Here is a 19137-nt window from a genome sequence, read left to right on the forward strand (position 1 = left end):
CGATATGAATACACAAGAAACTTTAGACACTTTGCCAAAAGAAAATACGGCAGAAAAAACGTCAAAGCAAACGACCATTGAAGAAATTAAACAAGTGACGCAACCTGTGCTAGCTGTGTCGAATCAAGATATTAAAGCTAAAAGTGTTAAATCACGTGTAGCGAAAGCAGAGATTAAAGTTGAACCTCAAAGTAAATCGGTAGAGAAAACAAAACGTCAAACAACTGTAAGGGCTAAAAATACGACTCAACCTACTGCTAAAGCTGTAAATAAAAAAGTATCTGAAACACAAAAGGATATCCCAGTGCATACGTATGACAGCATTGTGATTGGTGCTGGTATTTCAGGAATCGCAGCAGCTTATAAAATGAAGCAAGCGGGTTACCATGATTATATCGTGCTTGAAAAAGCCAGCCGTGTTGGAGGTACTTGGCGTGATAATAATTATCCTGGATGCGGTTGTGATGTGCCTTCTGCGCTGTATTCATTTTCTTTTTCGCCAAGCCATAAATGGAGTCATTTATTTGCGAAGCAACCTGAAATTCTCAGCTATTTAGAAGAGGTAGTTGAGAAATATGATTTGGGTGAAAAAATTGAATTTAACAATGAATTGATCAGTGCCAAGTGGGATGAAGTTAAACATATTTGGAATTTAGAAACCTCTAAAGGTCAATATCAAGCCAAAACAGTGTTGTTTACTACAGGTCCAATTACTGAACCTTCAATGCCAAAACTAAAAGGAATTGAAAGTTTTAAAGGCGAAATGTTCCATTCAGCACGTTGGAATCATGATTATGATTTAACAGGTAAACGTGTTGCGGTGATTGGTACAGGTGCATCCGCAATTCAATTCATTCCACAAGTACAGCCTAAAGTTAAACAATTGTTTGTATTTCAACGTACTGCGCCGTGGGTATTGCCTAAAGCAGATATGGAGCTGAATGATAAAGCCAAGCAAATTGTTGCTAAATTTCCAATCATTCAACAAACTTGGCGAAATAGTATAGCTCAGATTTTAAATGGCATTAACTTTGGTTTACGTCATCCTAAAGTGCTTGAACCGATTAGTTTTTTGAGTAAGCAATTACTGAAACTACAAATTGATGATGATCAATTACGTAAAGATGTAACACCAAACTTCGCTATCGGATGTAAGCGGTTATTGTTCGCCAATAATTATTACCCAGCATTACAGCAAGATAATGTCAGTTTGATTCCGCATGGTTTAGTTGAAATTGATGGTAATACCGTGATCGCAGCAAATGGTGAGCGCCATGAAGTTGATGTGATTATTTGGGGAACTGGGTTTGAAGTATCACATCCACCGATTGGTAAACGTGTGTATGACACCACGGGTCAAGCCCTTGCAGAGCGTTGGAAGGGGAGTTCGCCTGAAGCTTATTTAGGTGCAAGTATTGAAAAAGTTCCCAATGCTTTCTTAGTCTTGGGGCCAAATATTTTGGTTTATGATTCATTTATTGGTATTGCAGAAGCGCAGATTGATTATATTGTGAATGGTTTATTGAAAATGCGTGATCTGAAGTTCACTCATTTTGAGATTAAAAAAGATGTGATTCGTAAACACAATCTCAAAGTACAAAAGCAATTGCAGACCACAGTGTTTAATGCGGGCGGTTGTAAGTCTTATTATTTGGATGAAAATGGTCGTAATTTTGCAGCGTGGCCGTGGTCATTGAAGCAATTGAAAAGCCAGTTAAAAGAGTTGGATCTTAAACACTATAATACGGCGTCATAATCTACAAACTATAATGCTTAGATGAGCATTTAATTTAAAAGCCTTAATTCAAGTTAAGGCTTTTTTATCTGATTCATTTGGATTTTTGATGCAATTTAAAAATAATCAATTCTGCAATCAATAAATTAACGACCCATCCTAGCCATGATTCAAGTTGGTAAATATGGACAGGTGTAAGCCAGTCAAAATAAGGTTGTAATTCATATAAAACCATTTTCCATGAGCGTAAGCTAAGCGCAGATAAACTTAAAGCAAAACTACGAATCATCCAATCACGATGTAATAACCATTGCTTTTTTAATGCTGCTCGTAGGGCAAAAACAGTGCTAAATCCCCACAAAACACTCAGTAATATAAAGCTGATTTGAGTGGCTTTTCCGCCCGCAGCAGAAAGCGCTAATATAAAACCACTGGGTAAAGCGAAAGCGAGAATGGTGATAATATAAAGCCAACCACTAAGCCGATGAATCTGCGGGTATCGACTTCTAAATAACCGAAAAAATTGAGTAAATCCAGCTATTAATGCAAAGCTACTTGTGACTACATGAACTTTAAAAGCGAATAGCCATGGTTGAGTATTCACAACATCTTGTTTGAGCAGAAGAAAGTGTTGTTCCGTATTCCATGGGAAATAGGCAGCACAAATTTTCACCATAAGAAAACACAAATATGTATAGAACAAGAAAATAACAATATTCAATGTGATGTATTGATACGAAGTTTTGGTTTGACTCATCTGCGAACAAGTTTAAATTTTATAAGAAAATTATAATCAAAGACGGGATCAAACCAAGGTCTTTATTGTCAATATTTAAAATAGCTTTCATATCGAACATATCAAAGCCCATGATTGATTGCACAGTATTTACAAATTGAGATCAATCAATGAATGATCTCTCAAGATAATTTATATGTCATAAAAGTGAAAAGATCATTAGGAATTTAAAATTTGTGAGCGATCAGAGGATTGAAAATCTTTACATTTTGATTGATTCATAAAGTTTTCTTTTCAATTAAAATTAAACACAATAATTCATCAACAAAAATAGGAATAACAATGAAAAAGCTGATCATTGCTATGTTGAGTATAAATGCATTACTGGCGCAAAATATTTATGCATTGGACATTCAACAATTGCAAAAATCTTGGACTGGGAAATACGACGAGCAAAAAATAGGTGTATTTATCCAATCTATCGATCGTAATCAAGTCAAAGGTTATAGCATTTTAGGAAAGAATAAGCAGAATTTTACTGGAAAAGTCCAAGCAACATCGCAAGGTTATAAGATTACAGCACAGGAAAGTGGGGCGAAAGCAAGTAGTGGTACATTTACTTTTACGGTTAATTCAAAGCAACCCAATGTTTTAGAGTCAAGTTGGGAGTCCACCACTGCTAAAGTGAAGCCTAAATATTTCGACTTAAAACCACAACAATGTCGTTATCAGCGTGATAAGGGGGATTATGTTGCTGGATCACAGCGTTTGTTAAAAGATGATGATTTACAAATCCCAGCAGAAGAGCTTGATTGGATGCGTAACGAAATTTATGCACGTCATGGTTATTCATTCGCAAATAAAGACATTGCAAGAGGTTTTGCAGATTATGATTGGTATATGCCATGCAGTACCAATGTGGAAAATCAATTGACGCAAATTGAGAAAACCAATATTCAACGTATTAAAAAAGTACGTCCGTATATGGCTAAAATGGAGTGGGGGCGTTAATTCAATTTTTGACTAAGTTTATTGAGGGACATAGGTATTAAACTTAACCTGAGCTCGAGATAAGATATATTCCCAACTATATGATACGCGGAAACGTCAGTCGCATTGTTCGAGGCATGAGGAATATATTCCGCAAGATCTGCAATATACTGTTTTTGCGATATATTAGGTACTAGATGATATCTGTCGAGTTGGCGACTGACAAATGGTTTTGCCTACTTTTCCCGAAAGAAAAGTAGGTCGAACCTGAACAAGATTGAAATATATTTCAAGCGAAGTGCAAGACGAAGTGGGTTAATCCTTACATCTGACTTTAAACGGTAAGACTCCGCTGTACCTGATCAATCTTTTCAATAGCTTACATCAGAGTTTATCCCGAACTGACGTTAAACTTATGCCCTTTGATAGGAAAATAAAATATTAGATCGGTTGAGTGTTATTGACTAACCACGTTAAAACCTCGCCTTTTAAATCAGGGGATAAACGCTCACGTACCATTTGATGATATTGGTTTAACCACGCTTTTTCATCATTAGATAATAAGTCTAAAACGATACAAGTTTGGTCAATTGGGCACAGTGTCAGTGTTTCAAATGCTAAGAAATCACCATAAGTTTGATTCTGAAACACTTTAGGCTGATTCACCACAAGGTTCTCAATACGAATACCATATTTGCCTTCATGGTATAAACCAGGTTCATTTGAAGTAATCATGCCTTTACGTAATTTTGTATAAACTGTCGCAGGTGAATAATACGAAATTACCTGTGGGCCTTCATGTACATTGAGCGCATAACCGACGCCGTGCCCCGTACCATGTCTATAATCTAAACCATATTGCCATAGCGTTTTACGAGTAATCGAATCCAATAATGGTGCAGCAATACCTTCTGGAAAAACCGTTTGCGCCAATGCAATATGACATTTTAAAACCAATGTGTAATCACGTTTTTGCTCAAAGCTTGGTTCGCCAATCGGTACAACTCGGGTAATATCTGTTGTGCCATCTTCATACTGACCACCTGAGTCAATCAGGAGCAAACCATTACCTTGAATGTCACTATAACTTTCTTCTGTCGCACGATAATGAGGTAGTGCACCATTGGCATTAAAGCCTGCAATGGTAGAGAAACTCAATCCAAGAAAACCATTTTGCTGTGCACGAAATGCTGTGATTTTTTCATCGATCGTCAGTTCATTGATCGGTTGTTGCGTTTTTAATGCAGTCTCTAACCAATGAAAGAAATGGCATAGTGCAACGCCATCTTTTTGCATAGCATTTCGCACATGTGCAATTTCTAATTCATGTTTTTGTGATTTAAATAAAGTGCTTGGATTGATGTCTTGGATCAGTTGATTTTGACTTTCAATGACTTGCGCATGTAAAACTGAAACTTTTGCAGGATCGATTAAAACAGTTTGGTCTTTGATCTGAGTCAAGAAATGCTGAGATTGATCATAGGCTTGTATTTCAATATTTTCTGTATTGAATAATGTTTTAAGCTCAGGTGAAAGCTTTACTTCATCAATGAAAATGACAGTATGATTCTGATCAATATATAAATGTGCCAAGAACACTGGATTATATTCAACATCACTGCCACGACAATTCATTATCCATGCAATATCATCCAGTGCAGAAATGAAATGTGCAGATGCATTTTTTTGCTTTAATGATTCACGAATTGCAGAAATTTTTTCTAAGCGAGTTTGTGCATTTAAATCAGGACGCATTTGCCAGATAGGTTGTTGTGGCAAAGCTGGACGATCTGTCCAAATCTGATCAATTAAATCCAGTTTAGTTTCAATTTGAAAATGGTTATGTGTAGCAATTTGCTTGAGTGCATCAAATTGCTGCACGGAAATTGTTTGACCATTCACAGAAATCTTAGCATTTTTTTCTAAGTTTTTTGCCAGCCATGCAAGATGGGTTGATGATTCCTCAGCGGTTTGTTTTTGTAAGACATAACCTGTATCAAGCAACTGCTGTTCTGCTTGAACCCAATAGCGTCCATCGACCCATAAACCTGCAAAGTCTTGGGTGATCACAATCGTGCCTACTGAACCTGTAAATCCAGTGAGCCATAAACGGATTTTCCAGTAATCTGGCAAATATTCAGACATGTGCGGGTCTGCGCTCATGGCAACAAAAGCATCAATCTGATGTTTTTGCATTTGGGTACGTAATAATTCAAGTTTTTCGAGTGAGTCTTTGCTATTCATTTTGATTTAACTTCTATCATTTGTATCGATTGGAATTGGTTTTTTAATGCTGTTGTTATTCTATGCATGTTCTTCTGAATTTGTGATGTTTTAATTTAAATTTCTCATAAAAAACCACCCAAGAGGGTGGTTTTTCCGTTCGATCAGCGTAAAACGAATTAACGTTTGATATCGCGTTGAACTTCGCCAGTATAAAGCTGACGAGGACGACCGATTTTGTAAGGTGCGCTGTGCATTTCTAACCAGTGGCTGATCCAACCAACAGTACGTGCAAGAGCGAAAATTACAGTAAACATTTCAGTCGGGATACCAATCGCTTTAAGGATGATACCTGAGTAGAAGTCTACGTTAGGGTATAAGTTACGTTTGATGAAGTATTCGTCAGACAACGCAATACGTTCAAGTTCCATCGCAAGCTCAAGTTGTGGATCGTTGATACCAAGCGCGCTAAGCACTTCGTCACAAGTCTCTTTCATTACTTTCGCACGTGGATCGAAGTTTTTATAAACTCGGTGACCGAAGCCCATAAGTTTAACTTCTTTAGTTTTCACTTTTTCCATGAAGTCAGCAACGTTTTCTACAGTGCCGATTTCATCAAGCATCTTAAGAACAGCTTCGTTCGCGCCACCATGAGCAGGTCCCCAAAGTGCAGCAATACCAGCAGCGATACATGCATACGGGTTAGCACCAGTAGAACCAGCTAAACGTACTGTAGACGTAGACGCATTTTGTTCGTGGTCAGCATGAAGCGTAAAGATACGATCCATTGCTTTAGCAAGAATAGGGTTAACTTTGTAATCACGGTCTGCTGGAGTAGCAAACATCATGTACAAGAAGTTTTCTGCATAGTTCAAGTCATTGCGCGGATATACAAATGGTTGACCGATTGTATATTTATAGGTCCAAGCAGCAAGTGTTGGAATTTTAGCAATTAAGCGAACTGCAGTGATTTCACGGTGGTCAACATTTTCAACATCAAAACCATTGTGATAGAACGCAGAAAGTGCGCCAACAACACCACACATCACCGCCATTGGGTGAGCGTCACGACGGAAACCATTGAAGAAACGGCTTACTTGGTCATGAACCATAGTGTGATTGCGAACTTTTGCATCAAATACAGTTTTTTGTTCAGCAGTTGGAAGCTCGCCATTTAAAAGTAAGTAGCAAGTTTCTAAGTAGTCTGCTTGAGTCGCCAATTGAGCGATAGGATAACCACGGTGTAAAAGAACACCTTCGTTACCATCGATAAATGTAATCTTAGACTCGCAAGCAGCAGTAGCCATAAAACCAGGATCAAAAGTAAAGTGACCCGAGGCCAATACATCTTTAACGTCGATTACATCTGGGCCCAATGTGCCGCTGTAAATTGGTAATTCAATTTCTTTGCCATCAAGCTGTAATACGGCTTTTTTGCCAGTTGCTTCAGACATTCAATAGATCTCCTGTCCTGGTGAATGTGGTATCTAATTTCGCATAATCATCTTTTAATGCGCGAATTAGACAGGTCGAGAATAGCTAATAAGCTTAGTGAGCACTGAAATTTTGTCAATTATACTTATGGATGAAAAAATGACGTTTCAACGCTAAGTTAGTTGCGAAACTTCGACTGAATTGACCATCGCATTTCAGTGTCGGTCAGTATAATAAGGGAAATTCTAGGGAAGGTGCAGAAAAATAATTAGAATGTTTAGGTCATAAACAATATTTTTCACGATTATTAAGCAGCTTTTGTAATTTTATAATTTTCAAGTGTTGATCTTAAAACCATCTAAATATCATAGCTTACATACATTGAGTCATAATTTTTGATTGAAAAATGTTCGAAACGAGTGTTGAAATATTTTTTTTCATTTTAATGATTAACTGATTAAAAAATAGTTTAAATAATCAGCTTTGTGGTTTAAAAAGTAATCAACTGGCATGGAAATTATCTATAAATTTGTTTTTGTTTTAATCAATTTGTTCAAAATTAAAATATAAATTGTCAATTATTCACAGACTAAGTTGTTCTTTCTTATTGAAATCAGTCAGATTAAATCATAAAAGAAAATGTTGAATATTAAAAATGGAAATAAGGCATTATTTCTGATAAACATGTTGGGTATAGGAAGCAAACAAAAAGTAAATAAATAATGAACAAAATGGAATAAAAAATATTAGGACGATTTTGTCCGTAACCTTGTGCTTTAGTCTAAATTTATCAAAATAATATAAGTTGCAATTATGTATAAAAATGATTTTTGCAAATTTCATAAAAAATAAAGAGATAGCTTGGAAATGATAGGGAGAGTTATATCAATTAGCTTTGAAGTTAATGTAAATGATTCTTATTTGAGTGATTTTTAAAGGAAAAGCTGATTTTGATCGTTTGTGTTTTGACAGTTGACGTTTTATAATTCGTTGTCGTTTAAAGTTCAGGCAATTGATTTTGTCTGACAATGCTAGCTTTCCTTCGAATTAATTCCAACAAACTCCGGATGGAGTTTTTACTTACAGGATGCCCGCTGTGAAAAGCAACAGACCTGTCAATTTGTCCATGGGTCAAGTTTTAGATGTAAACTTAAAATCCCCTGTGGCTATTGCATCAATTCTACACCGTCTTTCAGGTGTCATCGTATTTTTACTCGTACCGGTACTTTTGTGGCTATTAGATAAGTCTTTGTCTTCGCCTGAAGGTTTTGCTCAAGTTCAAGCCGTCTTCAATAGCTTTATTGTACGTTTTGTCGTATGGGTATTTGTCGCTGGTTTATTATTCCATTTCATTATGGGTATTAAACACTTACTTGCAGACCTAGGTTTTGCAGAAGAGCTTCAAAGTGGCCGCGTAGCAGCAACTATCGCATTGATCTTGGCTGCGATCGCTGTTGTCGCATCATTTGTATGGATTGTTCTCTAATGAAAAGTGCTACAGGTTTAACGGGTTCAGGTTCACGCGACTGGTATATCCAACGCGTTAGTGCTGTTGTATTAGCTGTTTATACTGTTGTGGTATTGGGTTGGATTCTGTGTAATGGTGGATTCAGCTTTGAACAATGGAACGGCTTTATGATGACTCTACCAATGAAGATTTTATCTTTATTGGCAGTCTTATCGCTTGTTGCGCATGCTTGGATTGGTATGTGGCAAGTATTCACAGATTATGTGACTACTCGTCAAATGGGTCCTTCAGCTTCAGGTTTACGCATTGTATTAACATCGGCAGTGATTATTGCTGTTATTGCATATGCGATCTGGGCAATCCAGATTTTTTGGGCGAATTGATAGGAAGATGTCATGGGCGCTATAACCCCTAAAGAAGATTATTCAAATATTCCAAGCCAAGCTTTCGATGCAGTTATCGTAGGCGGTGGTGGTTCAGGTATGCGTGCTTCTTATCAACTTGCACAAGCTGGTTTGAAAGTCGCTGTCCTAACTAAAGTTTTCCCAACACGTTCTCATACTGTTGCGGCGCAAGGTGGTATTGGTGCATCTCTTGGTAATATGCAAGATGATAACTGGCACTATCACTTCTATGACACAGTAAAAGGTTCTGACTGGTTAGGTGACCAAGATGCAATCGAGTTTATGTGTCGTGAAGCACCTAAAGTTGTTTATGAATTAGAACACATGGGTATGCCTTTTGACCGTAATGCGGATGGTACAATTTACCAACGTCCATTTGGTGGTCACTCTGCAAACTATGGTGAAAAAGCTGTGCCGCGTGCATGTGCTGCTGCTGACCGTACAGGTCATGCACTTCTTCATACGCTTTATCAAAGCAATGTAAAAATGGGTACTCAATTCTTCGTTGAGTGGATTGCGCTTGATTTGATCCGTGATGATGAAGGTGCGGTGATTGGTGTAACTGCTATTGACCAAGAAACAGGTAAAATCGCAGTATTCCAAGCAAAAGCAACATTGTTCGCTACAGGTGGTGCAGGTCGTGTTTACCGTGCATCTACAAACGCATATATCAATACTGGTGACGGTCTTGGTATGGCAGCTCGTGCAGGTATTCCATTACAAGATATGGAATTCTGGCAGTTCCACCCAACAGGTGTTGCGGGCGCAGGTGTATTGTTAACTGAAGGTTGTCGTGGTGAAGGTGCAATTCTTCGTAACAAAGACGGCGAACCGTTCATGGAACGTTATGCACCAACTTTGAAAGATTTGGCACCTCGTGACTTCGTATCACGTTCTATGGACCAAGAGATCAAAGAAGGTCGTGGTTGTGGTCCTAAAGGTGATTATATCCTTCTTGATATGACTCACTTGGGTGCTGATACGATTATGAAGCGTTTACCATCTGTATTTGAGATTGGTAAAAAATTCGCAAACGTAGATATCACGAAAGAAGCGATTCCAGTTGTACCAACAATCCATTATCAAATGGGTGGTATTCCTACGAATATTCATGGTCAAGTGGTTGTTCCTGAGTTTGAAGCGAACGAAGCTGGCTTCCATGCGGGCTATGATCATGCAGCTAAAGAATATACAACCAATGGTAAAATGAACTATACGAAACCAGTAAAAGGTTTCTATGCAATTGGTGAATGTTCTTGTGTATCTGTACATGGTGCAAACCGTTTAGGTACGAACTCACTGCTTGACTTGGTTGTATTTGGTAAAGCTGCTGGTGAACACATCATCGATTACGTGACTAAACATCACGGTGATGATTACACTCCAGTTCCTACCACTGCTTTAGTCAATACAATGAAGCGTATTCGTCATCTTGATGAGTCGACTTCTGGTGAAAATGCTCAAGAAGTTGCTGATGCAATTCGTGACATCGTTCAAGATCACGCAGGTGTATTCCGTACTCAAGCGTTGCTTGATGAAGGTGTTAAGCAGATTCTTGCAATTGAACCACGTGTTCGCAATATCTACTTAAAAGACAAATCTAAAGTATTTAATACAGCGCGTATTGAAGCTTTGGAAGTTGAAAACTTATACGAAGTCGCAAAAGCAACCTTGATTTCTGCTGCTGCTCGTAAAGAGTGTCGTGGTGCGCATACAGTGGTTGATTATGAATTGCCAGCAGATCATCCGACATACTCTTATGGTCGTCGTGATGATGAATGGATGAAACATACTTTATGGTATTCAAGTGATAATCATCTTGAATATAAGCCAGTACGTTACAGCCCATTGACTGTAGAAGCTATTGAACCTAAGCCACGTACATTCTAATTGGGAGAATAAAGATGAGTAGAGGCACTCGTACATTCGAAATCTACCGCTATGATCCTGATAAGGATAAAGCACCGTACATGCAAACTTTTAAACTAGAATTGACTGATAAGCACCGTATGTTGCTTGATGCGCTTCTTGCATTAAAAGTACAAGATGAATCATTAACATTCCGCCGTTCTTGCCGCGAAGGTATTTGTGGTTCGGATGGTGTGAACATCAATGGTAAAAATGGTCTAGCTTGTTTATGGAATTTAAACGATTTACCTGAAAAAATCGTGATTCGTCCATTACCAGGTTTACCTGTGATTAAAGATTTAGTTGTGGATATGAACCAGTTCTACGATCAGTATGACAAAATTCAGCCATTCCTAATCAATAATCAACCTGCGCCACCGAAGGAGCGTTTACAGTCTCCGGAAGAGCGTGATCATTTGAATGGTCTTTATGAATGTATTTTATGTGCATGTTGTTCAACGTCATGCCCATCATTCTGGTGGAACCCTGATAAATTCTTAGGTCCATCTGCATTGTTAAATGCATACCGTTTCATCATTGATTCGCGTGATACTGCAACTCAAGACCGTTTATCGCGTCTTGACGATCCGTTCTCATTATTCCGTTGTAAAGGGATTATGAACTGTGTATCTGTATGTCCTAAAGGTTTGAATCCAACAAAAGCGATCGGTCATATCCGTAGCATGTTGCTCGACCAAGCGGGTTAATACTGCATGAAAAAGGGCGTACATCATTTTGGTGTACGCTCTTTTTTTATTGATTTTGTGTTGAAATAGGTGAAATGATAGCTGATGTAGATTTTTTATATAAATGGACGGATGATATTTGATTATTTCTTGTATGTATTTCGCCAATTTATGAGTGGTATGTGTCAAAAAAATCAATCCAAGCGTGAGTTCATGTTAGCATTTAACAAAAAGCTATATGTGAAAAATGTCATGTATTTTGGTACATTTTATCTACATAAGTCTGATTCAGAACAGTTTATAAATAATATATAAACATATCTGATAAGTCGCTTTAGAAAAGGCAAATCCAATTTTTGTTTTTTCTAAGTCGATTTGCAAAAAATTGCTCAACTGCGGTTGAGTATATGTGAGTAATGATGCCATTGAGGGCGTTATGATTCATTGTATACATTAGTACAAGCTAATGTTTATAACGCCCCGTGGTCACTAGTACCTGGTGGGTGAATGTCAATTTACCGATTTGGCATGATCAATCATGGGAGTGCTTAAAAGGCATCCTGTAATGTTTTTTGCAATAGGAAATGGGTCCACAAATGCAAGAAGTTGCTGACGCACTGCGTCTTGACACTGAACTTTCCGCTGATAGTGCAGCGTATATTGAAGAGCTTTACGAACAGTACCTTTCTTCTCCGACCTCAGTAGGTGAGGATTGGCGTCAATATTTCGATAAATTCCCTAAAGGTGATCAACCACACGGAAATATTCGTGAGCAATTCTTATTATTAGGTCGTAATTCAAGTCGTGTTCAGCCTGTCGTGCAAAGCGAAGTAAGTACTGAACATGAACGTCGTCAAATCGGCGTATTACAACTGATTGCTGCATATCGTAACCGTGGTCATCAAAAAGCAAAACTTGATCCTCTTGGTTTGGCTAAACGTGAAGATGTGCCTGATTTAGATCTTGCAGCACATGGATTAACCAAGTCGGATTTAGACACTGTATTTAATGCAGGTAATCTTGCGATTGGTAAATCTGAAGCAACGCTAGGTGAAATGGTTAACGTAATGGAAGCGACGTATTGTGCTTCTATTGGTGCTGAATATATGCACATCGTTGACACCAAAGAAAAACGTTGGATTCAACAACGCCTAGAAAGTGCGCGTGGTCAATTCGGATTCAATGCTGATCAAAAGAAACATGTCCTTGAGCGTTTAACTGCTGCTGAAGGTTTAGAAAAATTCCTTGGTAATAAATACGTTGGTGCTAAACGCTTTGGTGTGGAAGGTGGTGAATCTTTCATTCCAATGGTCAACGAACTGATTCAACGTGCAGGTGCTGTAGGTTGTAAAGAAGTTGTGATTGGTATGCCACACCGTGGCCGTTTAAACTTACTTGTTAACATCATGGGTAAAAACCCAGCTGAATTGTTTGGTGAGTTTGAAGGTAAAGCACTGAACAAAAAAGGTTCTGGTGACGTTAAATACCATCAAGGTTTCTCTTCAAATGTAATGACCCCAGGTGGCGAAGTTCACTTGGCATTGGCATTTAACCCATCACACTTAGAAATCGTTGGGCCTGTTGTTGAAGGTTCTGTACGTGCTCGTCAGGTACGTCGTAAAGATATTGGTGGTGATGATGTATTGCCAGTGATCGTACATGGTGATGCTGCATTTGCAGGTCAAGGTGTAAACCAAGAAACCTTCCAAATGTCACAAACTCGTGGTTATACGGTTGGTGGTACTGTACATATTGTTGTAAATAACCAAGTTGGTTTCACGACATCTGATCCACGTGATGCACGTTCTACAGAATATTGTACTGACATCGCAAAAATGATTCAGGCGCCAATTTTCCATGTGAATGGCGATGACCCTGAAGCAGTATTGTTTGTTTCTCAATTGGCACACGATTTCCGTCACACATTCCGTAAAGATGTTGTGATTGATATGTTCTGTTACCGTCGTCGTGGTCATAACGAAGCTGACGAGCCAGCAGCAACTCAACCAATGATGTATCAAGTGATCAACAAAAAAGCGACGACACGTACGCTTTATGCTGACAAATTGGTACAAGAAAAAGTGTTGGAACGTGCTGATGCAGACGCTTTAGTTGAAAAATATCGTGAAGACCTTGAAGCTGGTAATCATGTTGCAAACGCTTTGGTACTAGAACCAAATGAAAAAATGTTTGTAGACTGGAAACCTTATCTAGGTCATGACTATACAGATGACTGGGATACAACTTTCCCGATCGAGCGTTTGAAAGAACTTGGTACGAAAATGCGTGAGCTTCCAGAAGGCTTCGTTATGCAACGCCAAGTTGCTAAAGTGATTGATGATCGCTTTAAAATGCAAACAGGTGAAATGCCGTTAAACTGGGGTGCAGCAGAAGTTTTAGCGTATGCGACAATCCTTGATGATGGTTACTTGGTGCGTTTGACAGGTGAAGACGTTGGTCGTGGTACTTTCTCGCATCGCCATGCGAAATTACACAACCAAGTTGATGGTTCTGTTTATATCCCATTGTGTCATATCAAAGAAAATCAGCCACGTACTGCAATTTATGACTCATTATTGTCAGAAATGGCTGTGCTTGCTTTTGAATATGGTTATGCAACAACATTGCCAAAAAGCTTGATCATTTGGGAAGCTCAATTCGGTGACTTTGCAAACTGTGCGCAAGTGGTTATCGATCAGTTCATTTCATCTGGTGAGACCAAGTGGGAACGTGTTTGTGGTTTAACATTACTTCTACCACACGGTTTTGAAGGTCAAGGTCCTGAGCATTCTTCTGCACGTTTAGAGCGTTTCTTACAGCTTTGCGCAGAAGACAACATGCAAGTGATTACACCGACTACGCCTGCACAAATTTTCCACATCATGCGTCGTCAAGCGATTCGCCCGATTCGTAAACCGTTGATCATCATGTCTCCGAAGTCATTACTTCGTCACAAATTAGCAACTTCTACTTTGGAAGAACTTGCAACTGGTACATTCCAGACTGTGATTGATGAAGTGGATCAAATCAACAAAGCTGATGTAACACGTTTAGTGCTTTGTGGTGGTAAAGTTTATTACGACTTACTTGAAAAACGCCGTGAGCAAAACTTGAATATCGCAATTGTACGTGTTGAGCAATTGTATCCTTATCCAGAAAAACGCATTGCTGAAGTTCTTGCGACTTATCCAAACATTCAAGAGCTTGTTTGGTGTCAAGAAGAGCCGAAGAACCAAGGTGCTTGGTTATTCATCGCACCTCGTTTATATGAAGGTGTCATGAGTTCTGGTAAACAAATTCGCATCAGTTATGCAGGTCGTGAAGCTTCAGCTGCACCGGCTTGTGGTTCACCATATTTACATGCAAAACAACAAGCTCAGCTCGTGAATGACGCACTTGCGATCGTAGCTGATCAATCAGGAGAAACTAAATAATGGCAACCGAAATTAAAGCACCGGTATTTCCAGAGTCAGTTGCTGACGGAACAATTGCAACTTGGCATAAACAACCAGGTGAAGCCGTTTCACGTGATGAAGTGATCTGTGATATTGAAACAGATAAAGTTGTTTTAGAGGTTGTTGCTCCTGCTGACGGTTCAATTTCTGCAATCATCAAAAATGAAGGTGATACGGTTCTTTCTTCTGAAGTGATTGCAATGTTTGAAGAAGGTGCTGTTTCTGGCGCAGCTCAAACTCAATCTGTGCAAAGCGAACAGAAAGTTGAACAAGCTTCTTCTCAAACTGAAGCGGGTGCTGCTCCTGTAGTAGAACGTGCTCAAGTGCAAGATCAAGCGCCAGCAGTACGTAAAGCTTTAACTGAGACAGGTATTTCTGCTGCTGATGTAGATGGTACTGGTCGTGGTGGTCGTATTACTAAAGAAGACGTTGCAAATCATCAAGCAAAACCAGCTGCAAATGTAACGCCATTGAGCGTAGCTGTTGGTGAACGTATCGAGAAACGTGTTCCAATGACGCGTTTACGTAAGCGTGTTGCTGAACGTCTTCTTGCTGCAACTCAGCAAACTGCAATGTTGACGACGTTTAACGAAGTGAACATGAAGCCAGTCATGGAAATGCGTAAGCAATATAAAGATGCGTTCGAAAAACGTCATGGTGCTCGTTTAGGTTTCATGTCATTCTTCGTTAAAGCAGTGACTGAAGCGCTTAAACGCTATCCTGCTGTAAATGCTTCTATTGATGGCGATGATATCGTTTATCACGGTTACTATGACATCGGTGTTGCAGTTTCTTCTGATCGTGGTTTAGTGGTTCCTGTATTACGTGATACAGACCGTATGAACTATGCTGAAGTTGAGTCAGGTATTGCTGCATATGCTGCTAAAGCACGTGAAGGTAAATTGTCTATCGAAGATATGACTGGTGGTACTTTCACGATTACCAATGGTGGTACTTTCGGTTCATTGCTTTCAACACCAATTTTGAACCAACCACAAACTGCTATTTTAGGTATGCATAAGATCCAAGAGCGTCCTATGGCAGTAAATGGTCAAGTTGAAATTCTCCCAATGATGTACTTAGCACTTTCTTATGACCATCGTATGATCGATGGTAAAGAAGCTGTAGGTTTCTTGGTAACAGTTAAAGAGTTACTTGAAGAACCAGCTAAACTTATCCTTGACCTATAATTTTATATTTAAAAATCTCTCTAAATCCCCCTTTATCAAAGGGGGACTTTCACGAGTCATATCATTCAGACCTGTGGAAATTCCTTCTCTTTTTAAAGAAGGGTATTAGTAGAGATAAAAATGGAGATAAAAATGTCTCAACAGTTTGATTTAGTTGTAATTGGCGGTGGACCAGGTGGTTATGAAGCAGCGATTCGTGCTGCACAACTTGGTTTTAAAGTTGCATGTATCGAAAAACGTGTACACAAAGGTAAACCATCTCTAGGTGGTACTTGCTTAAACGTAGGTTGTATCCCTTCTAAAGCATTACTTGATTCTTCTCATCACTATGAAGATACGCTTCATGGCTTGGATGTTCACGGGATCACCGTTGAAAATGTACAACTTGACTTGGCTAAACTTTTAGCACGTAAAGATAAAGTTGTAGATAATTTGACTGGCGGTGTTGCTCAATTATTGAAAGGTAATGGCATCGAGTGGTTACAAGGTACTGGTAAGTTACTTGCTGGTAAAAAAGTTGAATTCACACCTTTAGATGGTGGTGAAGTACAAGTTTTAGAACCTAAATTCGTGATCCTTGCAACTGGTTCAGTTCCTGTAAATATTCCAGTGGCTAAAGTTGATGAAGATCTAATTGTAGATTCAACTGGTGCATTAGAATTCCAAGAAGTACCTAAACGTCTTGGTGTGATTGGTGCAGGTGTAATCGGCCTTGAGCTTGGTTCAGTATGGCGTCGTCTAGGTTCTGAAGTTGTTGTATTTGAAGCATTAGATACATTCTTACCAATGGCTGACAAAGCTTTGGCAAAAGATTATCAAAAGCTTTTGACAAAACAAGGCTTAGATATCCGTATTGGTGCAAAAGTTTCTGGTACAGAAATCAACGGTCGTGAAGTAACTGTTCAATACAACCAAGCTGGTGAAGATAAAACTGAAACTTTCGATAAATTAATCGTTTGTGTTGGTCGTAAAGCATATGCAGAAGGTTTATTGGCTGAAGATTCAGGCATTAAATTGACTGATCGTGGTCTAGTTGACGTAAACGATTGGTGTGCGACTTCTGTTGATGGCGTATATGCAATTGGTGACTTGGTACGTGGTCCAATGCTTGCACATAAAGCAATGGAAGAGGGTGTAATGGTTGTTGAACGTATGCATGGTCATGCTGCTCAAATCAACTATGACACCATCATTTCAGTCATCTATACTCATCCAGAAGCGGCATGGGTAGGTTTGACTGAAGAACAAGCCAAAGAAAAAGGTCACGAAGTTAAAACTGGTCAATTCCCATTTGCTGTGAATGGCCGTGCTTTAGCTGCAAACGAATCTGCTGGTTTCGTGAAGTTTGTTGCAGATGCAAAAACTGATCGTCTATTGGGTATGCATATTATTGGCCCAGGCGCTTCTGATATCGTTCACCAAGGCATGATTGCACTTGAGTTTGTATCTTCTGTTGAAGACTTACAATTGATGACTTTTGGTCACCCTACTTATTCAGAAGTCGTTCATGAAGCAGCACTTGCTGTTGATGGGCGTGCGATTCACGCAATTCAGCGTAAACGCAAATAAAATCTAAATGGAGCGGTTTCGACCGCTCTTTTGGGATTTGGATAGTGATTCAAAATCGAATCACTATCTGTTGGTAAAAGAACAAATTTTAATAAATGCCAATGGTTAGAGAGATGGATGTCTAATCGTTGGTGTGTCATAACAATGTGAAAAGTAGTAAAAGGTAAAAAATGAATTTACATGAGTATCAAGCGAAAGCGCTGTTAAAAAAATATGGTATGCCAGTTCAAGAAGGCATTTTAATTACAACGCCAGAAGAAGCAGCAGCTGCCTTTGATCAAATTGAAGGTAAATTCGCTGTCATGAAAGCACAGGTTCATGCTGGTGGACGTGGTAAAGCTGGTGGCGTGAAAGTTGTTAAATCTAAAGAAGAAGCAGCTGAATACGCAAAAAATCTCCTAGGTACTCGTTTAGTTACATATCAAACAGATGCAAATGGTCAACCTGTAAATAGCATTCTTGTTTGTGAAGACGTTTATCCTGTAGAACGTGAATTATATCTTGGTGCGGTTGTAGACCGTTCTAGCCGTCGTGTAACTTTTATGGCATCGACTGAAGGCGGTGTTGAAATTGAAAAAGTTGCAGAAGAAACTCCTGAAAAAATTATCAAAGTAGAAGTAGATCCACTAGTTGGATTGCTTCCATTCCAAGCACGTGATGTTGCATTCCAATTGGGCTTAAAAGATAAGCAAATCAACCAATTTGTAACGATCATGAGTGCTGCTTATAAAGCATTTGTAGACAATGACTTTGCTTTATTTGAAATCAACCCACTTTCAGTTCGTGAAAATGGTGACATTTTATGTGTAGATGCCAAAGTGGGTATCGACTCAAATGCGCTTTATCGTTTACCTGAAATTGCAGCAATGCGTGATAAATCTCAAGAAAATGAGCGTGAATTAAAAGCATCTGAATTTGACCTGAACTATGTTGCTCTTGAAGGTAACATTGGTTGTATGGTGAATGGTGCAGGTCTTGCAATGGCGACCATGGACATCATTAAACTGTATGGTGGTCAACCTGCAAACTTCCTTGATGTTGGTGGCGGTGCAACCAAAGATCGCGTTATTGAAGCGTTCAAAATTATTCTTTCAGATTCTTCTGTACAAGGCGTTCTGATCAATATCTTCGGTGGTATTGTACGTTGTGACATGATTGCTGAGGCAATTATTGCAGCGGTTCAAGAAGTAAATGTCACTGTACCTGTAGTTGTTCGTTTAGAAGGGAACAATGCTGAGTTAGGTGCAAAATTACTTGATGAATCAGGTTTAAAATTAATTTCTGCGAACGGTTTAGCTGATGCCGCAGAAAAAATTGTTGCTGCAGTGAAAGCGTAAGG

Annotated in this window: 13 protein-coding genes; 10 read left to right on the plus strand and 3 right to left on the minus strand. The window is 38.9% G+C overall.

Annotation, left to right across the window (positions count from 1 at the left end; all coding sequences use genetic code 11):
• Positions 1-4 precede the first annotated feature (4 nt).
• Positions 5-1756: an NAD(P)/FAD-dependent oxidoreductase gene (locus tag GGG_RS0103880; RefSeq protein WP_010112424.1), complete on the plus strand. Its 1752-nt coding sequence runs from the start codon at positions 5-7 to the stop codon at positions 1754-1756.
• A gap of 73 nt (positions 1757-1829) precedes the next feature.
• Here GGG_RS0103880 and GGG_RS0103885 read toward each other — a convergent pair whose 3' ends face one another.
• Positions 1830-2492 (minus strand): DUF2306 domain-containing protein, encoded by a 663-nt coding sequence (locus GGG_RS0103885; RefSeq protein ID WP_029574430.1) that lies wholly within the window; start codon positions 2490-2492, stop codon positions 1830-1832.
• 321 nt (positions 2493-2813) lie between these two features.
• Here GGG_RS0103885 and GGG_RS0103890 point away from each other — a divergent pair, with 321 nt between their 5' ends.
• Positions 2814-3482, plus strand: a complete 669-nt coding sequence (locus tag GGG_RS0103890; RefSeq protein ID WP_010112427.1) for a YARHG domain-containing protein — start codon at positions 2814-2816, stop codon at positions 3480-3482.
• A 420-nt stretch (positions 3483-3902) separates the two neighbouring features.
• Here the strand turns inward: GGG_RS0103890 and GGG_RS0103895 are convergent, their stop codons facing one another.
• Both GGG_RS0103895 and gltA read right to left on the minus strand, forming a co-directional pair.
• Positions 3903-5705, minus strand: coding sequence for an aminopeptidase P family protein (locus tag GGG_RS0103895; protein WP_010112428.1), 1803 nt, complete (start codon positions 5703-5705; stop codon positions 3903-3905).
• A 158-nt stretch (positions 5706-5863) separates the two neighbouring features.
• Positions 5864-7138 carry a citrate synthase gene (gene gltA, locus GGG_RS0103900; protein WP_010112432.1) on the minus strand — a complete coding sequence of 425 codons (1275 nt, stop codon included), beginning with the start codon at positions 7136-7138 and terminating at the stop codon, positions 5864-5866.
• A 1067-nt stretch (positions 7139-8205) separates the two neighbouring features.
• On the opposite strand from gltA, the gene sdhC reads away from it, so the two are divergent.
• The 8 genes from sdhC (at position 8206) to sucC (ending at position 19135) form a co-directional block, all read left to right on the plus strand.
• A complete protein-coding gene (gene sdhC / locus GGG_RS0103905) occupies positions 8206-8604 on the plus strand; it encodes a succinate dehydrogenase, cytochrome b556 subunit (RefSeq protein ID WP_010112434.1) in 399 nt (132 codons plus the stop codon).
• On the plus strand, positions 8604-8969 hold the full coding sequence (gene sdhD / locus GGG_RS0103910) for a succinate dehydrogenase, hydrophobic membrane anchor protein (protein WP_010112436.1): 366 nt from the start codon (positions 8604-8606) through the stop codon (positions 8967-8969). The genes sdhC and sdhD overlap by 1 nt, the downstream gene beginning before the upstream one ends.
• A gap of 12 nt (positions 8970-8981) precedes the next feature.
• Positions 8982-10880, plus strand: a complete 1899-nt coding sequence (gene sdhA, locus GGG_RS0103915) for a succinate dehydrogenase flavoprotein subunit (protein WP_010112438.1) — start codon at positions 8982-8984, stop codon at positions 10878-10880.
• 14 nt (positions 10881-10894) lie between these two features.
• Positions 10895-11605, plus strand: a complete 711-nt coding sequence (locus GGG_RS0103920; RefSeq protein WP_010112440.1) for a succinate dehydrogenase iron-sulfur subunit — start codon at positions 10895-10897, stop codon at positions 11603-11605.
• A 575-nt stretch (positions 11606-12180) separates the two neighbouring features.
• On the plus strand, positions 12181-15018 hold the full coding sequence (locus GGG_RS0103925; RefSeq protein ID WP_010112441.1) for a 2-oxoglutarate dehydrogenase E1 component: 2838 nt from the start codon (positions 12181-12183) through the stop codon (positions 15016-15018).
• Complete coding sequence (gene odhB, locus GGG_RS0103930; RefSeq protein WP_010112442.1) at positions 15018-16229, plus strand: 2-oxoglutarate dehydrogenase complex dihydrolipoyllysine-residue succinyltransferase; 1212 nt, start codon at positions 15018-15020, stop codon at positions 16227-16229. Before GGG_RS0103925 ends, odhB begins: the two co-directional genes overlap by 1 nt.
• A gap of 132 nt (positions 16230-16361) precedes the next feature.
• Positions 16362-17798, plus strand: coding sequence for a dihydrolipoyl dehydrogenase (gene lpdA / locus GGG_RS0103935; protein WP_010112443.1), 1437 nt, complete (start codon positions 16362-16364; stop codon positions 17796-17798).
• A 170-nt stretch (positions 17799-17968) separates the two neighbouring features.
• Complete coding sequence (sucC, locus tag GGG_RS0103940; RefSeq protein WP_010112445.1) at positions 17969-19135, plus strand: ADP-forming succinate--CoA ligase subunit beta; 1167 nt, start codon at positions 17969-17971, stop codon at positions 19133-19135.
• Positions 19136-19137 lie beyond the last annotated feature (2 nt).

This window comes from Acinetobacter sp. P8-3-8, assembly GCF_000214135.1.
GTDB lineage: Bacteria > Pseudomonadota > Gammaproteobacteria > Pseudomonadales > Moraxellaceae > Acinetobacter.